The 864-nt window shown below is 55.4% G+C and carries 1 protein-coding gene; it reads left to right on the top strand.

The genetic code is table 11. The annotated features are described in order from the left end of the window. The first annotated feature begins 94 nt into the window (after positions 1-94). Positions 95-849, top strand: a protein-coding gene (locus JCM25143_RS21785) for an IS5 family transposase (protein WP_148300163.1) whose coding sequence is annotated in 2 segments (ribosomal slippage) — positions 95-425 and positions 425-849 — 756 coding nt in all. Because the reading frame shifts where the segments join, the coding sequence is not laid out codon by codon here. Positions 850-864 lie beyond the last annotated feature (15 nt).

The following is an 864-nucleotide window of genomic DNA, read 5'->3' as shown; positions in this document are numbered from 1 at the left end:
TAGGGCGTGTCGTCAGTTAGCGTGGAGTGGCATGAGGCTTGTACTCCCGTTTGATCTGTGATGTTTTCTCTCTGTTTTTCGGGGAGATACAGGGATGCGACGGTATGGTCTGAGCGATGGTCAGTGGGCTCGGATAAAAGACCTTCTCCCGGGTCGTGAAGGCCATGTCGGCGGTACGGCCGCGGATAACCGTTTGTTTGTGGAAGCGGTTCTGTATCGCTACCGCGTAGGCATTCCCTGGCGTGATCTGCCGACCCGTTTTGGAGACAGGAAGAACGTCCACCGGCGACTGCGCCGCTGGTGCGAAAGCGGTGTGATCGAGCGCATTTTCCGGCGTCTGGCGGCTGACCATGACAACGAATACATGATGATCGACAGCACGATAGTCCGTGCTCACCAGGATAGCGCGGGCGCCCGTAAAAAAGGGGCGCGGATCAGGCCATCGGACGGTCCCGTGGCGGACTGACCACAAAAATCCACGCTGTTGTCGATGCCGCGGGAAAGGCTGTGACGCTATCCCTGACGCCCGGGCAGAGAGCGGATATCACGGAAGCAGGCCCCTTGCTGGACGAAGTCGGTCCCGAAGCCATCATTGCCGACAAGGCTTATGATGCTGACCCGCTTATCGAAAAGCTCGAAGAACGGCAGATCACACCGGTTATCCCATCAAGAAAAAACCGACGTCATTCACGGAAAATCAGCTTCTCACTCTACAAAAAGAGAAACGAAATCGAACGGTTCTTCGCCAGACTGAAGCAGTTCAGAGGCATTGCAACACGATACGACAAGCTGAAATCAACATTCCTCGCAGCAGTGCAACTTGTCTCCGCTATCATCGGAATTAACTGACGACACGCTCTAGGG

The sequence above is a fragment of the Acetobacter papayae JCM 25143 genome, assembly GCF_000613285.1.
GTDB classification, from domain to species: domain Bacteria; phylum Pseudomonadota; class Alphaproteobacteria; order Acetobacterales; family Acetobacteraceae; genus Acetobacter; species Acetobacter papayae.
Note: the sequence above shows the minus strand (reverse complement) of the source record. Positions and strands in the feature narration are given on the sequence as shown.